Genomic DNA, 4,938 nt, shown 5'->3' on the forward strand with positions numbered 1-4,938 from the left:
AAAAAACAATAAATCTGTCAGTGACAGAAATGAGTGAGAACTCAAACTTTTAATGAGAGTTTGATCCTGGCTCAGGACGAACGCTGGCGGCGTGCCTAATACATGCAAGTAGAACGCTGAAGGAGGAGCTTGCTTCTCTGGATGAGTTGCGAACGGGTGAGTAACGCGTAGGTAACCTGCCTGGTAGCGGGGGATAACTATTGGAAACGATAGCTAATACCGCATAAGAGTAGATGTTGCATGACATTTACTTAAAAGGTGCAAATGCATCACTACCAGATGGACCTGCGTTGTATTAGCTAGTTGGTGGGGTAACGGCTCACCAAGGCGACGATACATAGCCGACCTGAGAGGGTGATCGGCCACACTGGGACTGAGACACGGCCCAGACTCCTACGGGAGGCAGCAGTAGGGAATCTTCGGCAATGGACGGAAGTCTGACCGAGCAACGCCGCGTGAGTGAAGAAGGTTTTCGGATCGTAAAGCTCTGTTGTAAGAGAAGAACGAGTGTGAGAGTGGAAAGTTCACACTGTGACGGTATCTTACCAGAAAGGGACGGCTAACTACGTGCCAGCAGCCGCGGTAATACGTAGGTCCCGAGCGTTGTCCGGATTTATTGGGCGTAAAGCGAGCGCAGGCGGTTAGATAAGTCTGAAGTTAAAGGCTGTGGCTTAACCATAGTACGCTTTGGAAACTGTTTAACTTGAGTGCAAGAGGGGAGAGTGGAATTCCATGTGTAGCGGTGAAATGCGTAGATATATGGAGGAACACCGGTGGCGAAAGCGGCTCTCTGGCTTGTAACTGACGCTGAGGCTCGAAAGCGTGGGGAGCAAACAGGATTAGATACCCTGGTAGTCCACGCCGTAAACGATGAGTGCTAGGTGTTAGACCCTTTCCGGGGTTTAGTGCCGTAGCTAACGCATTAAGCACTCCGCCTGGGGAGTACGACCGCAAGGTTGAAACTCAAAGGAATTGACGGGGGCCCGCACAAGCGGTGGAGCATGTGGTTTAATTCGAAGCAACGCGAAGAACCTTACCAGGTCTTGACATCCCTCTGACCACTCTAGAGATAGAGTTTTCCTTCGGGACAGAGGTGACAGGTGGTGCATGGTTGTCGTCAGCTCGTGTCGTGAGATGTTGGGTTAAGTCCCGCAACGAGCGCAACCCCTATTGTTAGTTGCCATCATTCAGTTGGGCACTCTAGCGAGACTGCCGGTAATAAACCGGAGGAAGGTGGGGATGACGTCAAATCATCATGCCCCTTATGACCTGGGCTACACACGTGCTACAATGGCTGGTACAACGAGTCGCAAGCCGGTGACGGCAAGCTAATCTCTTAAAGCCAGTCTCAGTTCGGATTGTAGGCTGCAACTCGCCTACATGAAGTCGGAATCGCTAGTAATCGCGGATCAGCACGCCGCGGTGAATACGTTCCCGGGCCTTGTACACACCGCCCGTCACACCACGAGAGTTTGTAACACCCGAAGTCGGTGAGGTAACCTTTTAGGAGCCAGCCGCCTAAGGTGGGATAGATGATTGGGGTGAAGTCGTAACAAGGTAGCCGTATCGGAAGGTGCGGCTGGATCACCTCCTTTCTAAGGATAAGGAACTGCGCATTGGTCTTGTTTAGTCTTGAGAGGTCTTGTGGGGCCTTAGCTCAGCTGGGAGAGCGCCTGCTTTGCACGCAGGAGGTCAGCGGTTCGATCCCGCTAGGCTCCATTGGTGAGAGATCACCAAGTAATGCACATTGAAAATTGAATATCTATATCAAATAGTAACAAGAAAATAAACCGAAAACGCTGTAGTATTAATAAGAGTTTATGACTGAAAGGTCAGAAAATAAGGTTAAGTTAATAAGGGCGCACGGTGGATGCCTTGGCACTAGGAGCCGAAGAAGGACGTGACAAACGACGATATGCCTTGGGTAGCTGTAAGTAAGCGATGATCCAGGGATTTCCGAATGGGGGAACCCAACAGGTGCTACCTGTTACCCACATCTGTTAAGGATGTGAGGAGGAAGACGCAGTGAACTGAAACATCTAAGTAGCTGCAGGAAGAGAAAGCAAAAGCGATTGCCTTAGTAGCGGCGAGCGAAACGGCAGGAGGGCAAACCGAAGAGTTTACTCTTCGGGGTTGTAGGACTGCAATGTGGACTCAAAGATTATAGAAGAATGATTTGGGAAGATCAGCCAAAGAGAGTAATAGCCTCGTATTTAAAATAGTCTTTGTACCTAGCAGTATCCTGAGTACGGCGGGACACGTGAAATCCCGTCGGAATCTGGGAGGACCATCTCCCAACCCTAAATACTCCCTAGTGACCGATAGTGAACCAGTACCGTGAGGGAAAGGTGAAAAGCACCCCGGGAGGGGAGTGAAATAGAACCTGAAACCGTGTGCCTACAACAAGTTCGAGCCCGTTAATGGGTGAGAGCGTGCCTTTTGTAGAATGAACCGGCGAGTTACGTTATGATGCGAGGTTAAGTTGAAGAGACGGAGCCGTAGGGAAACCGAGTCTGAACAGGGCGAATTAGTATCATGACGTAGACCCGAAACCATGTGACCTACCCATGAGCAGGTTGAAGGTGCGGTAAGACGCACTGGAGGACCGAACCAGGGCACGTTGAAAAGTGCTTGGATGACTTGTGGGTAGCGGAGAAATTCCAAACGAACTTGGAGATAGCTGGTTCTCTCCGAAATAGCTTTAGGGCTAGCGTCGACATTAGAGATTCTTGGAGGTAGAGCACTGTTTGGGTGAGGGGTCCATCCCGGATTACCAATCTCAGATAAACTCCGAATGCCAAAGAATTATGGTCGGCAGTCAGACTGCGAGTGCTAAGATCCGTAGTCGAAAGGGAAACAGCCCAGACCACCAGCTAAGGTCCCAAAATAATTGTTAAGTGGAAAAGGATGTGGGGTTGCACAGACAACTAGGATGTTAGCTTAGAAGCAGCTATTCATTCAAAGAGTGCGTAATAGCTCACTAGTCGAGTGACCCTGCGCCGAAAATGTACCGGGGCTAAAACAATTTACCGAAGCTGTGGATACCTTTATAGGTATGGTAGGAGAGCGTTCTATGTGTGATGAAGGTGTACCGTGAGGAGCGCTGGAACGCATAGAAGTGAGAATGCCGGTATGAGTAGCGAAAGACAGGTGAGAATCCTGTCCACCGTAAGACTAAGGTTTCCAGGGGAAGGCTCGTCCGCCCTGGGTTAGTCGGGACCTAAGGAGAGACCGAAAGGTGTATCCGATGGACAACAGGTTGATATTCCTGTACTGGAGTATGTAGTGATGGAGGGACGCAGTAGGCTAACTAAAGCAGACGATTGGAAGAGTCTGTCTAAGCAGTGAGGTGTGAATTGAGTTAAATGCTTAGTTCTATAACATTGAGCTGTGATGGGGAGCGAAGTTTAGTAGCGAAGTTAGTGACGTCACACTGCCAAGAAAAGCTTCTAGCGTTTAAACATACTCTACCCGTACCGCAAACCGACACAGGTAGTCGAGGCGAGTAGCCTCAGGTGAGCGAGAGAACTCTCGTTAAGGAACTCGGCAAAATGACCCCGTAACTTCGGGAGAAGGGGTGCTGACTTTAAGTCAGCCGCAGTGAATAGGCCCAAGCAACTGTTTATCAAAAACACAGCTCTCTGCTAAATCGTAAGATGATGTATAGGGGGTGACGCCTGCCCGGTGCTGGAAGGTTAAGAGGAGTGCTTAGCGTAAGCGAAGGTATGAATTGAAGCCCCAGTAAACGGCGGCCGTAACTATAACGGTCCTAAGGTAGCGAAATTCCTTGTCGGGTAAGTTCCGACCCGCACGAAAGGCGTAATGATTTGGGCACTGTCTCAACGAGAGACTCGGTGAAATTTTAGTACCTGTGAAGATGCAGGTTACCCGCGACAGGACGGAAAGACCCCATGGAGCTTTACTGCAGTTTGATATTGAGTGTCTGTACCACATGTACAGGATAGGTAGGAGTCTATGAGATCGGGACGCCAGTTTCGAAGGAGACGTTGTTGGGATACTACCCTTGTGTTATGGCCACTCTAACCCAGATAGGTGATCCCTATCGGAGACAGTGTCTGACGGGCAGTTTGACTGGGGCGGTCGCCTCCTAAAAGGTAACGGAGGCGCCCAAAGGTTCCCTCAGAATGGTTGGAAATCATTCGCAGAGTGTAAAGGTATAAGGGAGCTTGACTGCGAGAGCTACAACTCGAGCAGGGACGAAAGTCGGGCTTAGTGATCCGGTGGTTCCGTATGGAAGGGCCATCGCTCAACGGATAAAAGCTACCCTGGGGATAACAGGCTTATCTCCCCCAAGAGTTCACATCGACGGGGAGGTTTGGCACCTCGATGTCGGCTCGTCGCATCCTGGGGCTGTAGTCGGTCCCAAGGGTTGGGCTGTTCGCCCATTAAAGCGGCACGCGAGCTGGGTTCAGAACGTCGTGAGACAGTTCGGTCCCTATCCGTCGCGGGCGTAGGAAATTTGAGAGGATCTGCTCCTAGTACGAGAGGACCAGAGTGGACTTACCGCTGGTGTACCAGTTGTCTTGCCAAAGGCATCGCTGGGTAGCTATGTAGGGAAGGGATAAACGCTGAAAGCATCTAAGTGTGAAACCCACCTCAAGATGAGATTTCCCATGATTTTATATCAGTAAGAGCCCTGAGAGATGATCAGGTAGATAGGTTAGAAGTGGAAGTGTGGCGACACATGTAGCGGACTAATACTAATAGCTCGAGGACTTATCCAAAGTAACTGAGAATATGAAAGCGAACGGTTTTCTTAGTTTGAATAGATATTCAATTTTGAGTAGGTATTACTCAGAGTTAAGTGACGATAGCCTAGGAGATACACCTGTACCCATGCCGAACACAGAAGTTAAGCCCTAGAACGCCGGAAGTAGTTGGGGGTTGCCCCCTGTGAGATATGGAAGTCGCTTAGCT

At 50.0% G+C, this 4,938-nt stretch carries 1 tRNA gene and 3 rRNA genes; all 4 read left to right on the forward strand.

The annotated features are described in order from the left end of the window. Positions 1–48: 48 nt before the first annotated feature. The 4 genes from HT724_RS09900 to rrf all read left to right on the forward strand — a co-directional run bounded on the left by HT724_RS09900 (position 49) and on the right by rrf (position 4,937). Positions 49–1,595, forward strand: a 16S ribosomal RNA gene (locus tag HT724_RS09900). Between the two features lie 51 nt (positions 1,596–1,646). Next, a tRNA-Ala gene (locus tag HT724_RS09905) sits at positions 1,647–1,719 on the forward strand. Between the two features lie 124 nt (positions 1,720–1,843). Further along, positions 1,844–4,745, forward strand: a 23S ribosomal RNA gene (locus HT724_RS09910). 76 nt (positions 4,746–4,821) lie between these two features. Then, positions 4,822–4,937, forward strand: a 5S ribosomal RNA gene (gene rrf, locus HT724_RS09915). Together the 16S, 23S and 5S rRNA genes with 1 tRNA gene alongside form the textbook arrangement of a ribosomal RNA operon. Position 4,938 lies beyond the last annotated feature (1 nt).

It is taken from the genome of Streptococcus sp. k-402 (assembly GCF_013277515.1).
GTDB lineage: Bacteria > Bacillota > Bacilli > Lactobacillales > Streptococcaceae > Streptococcus.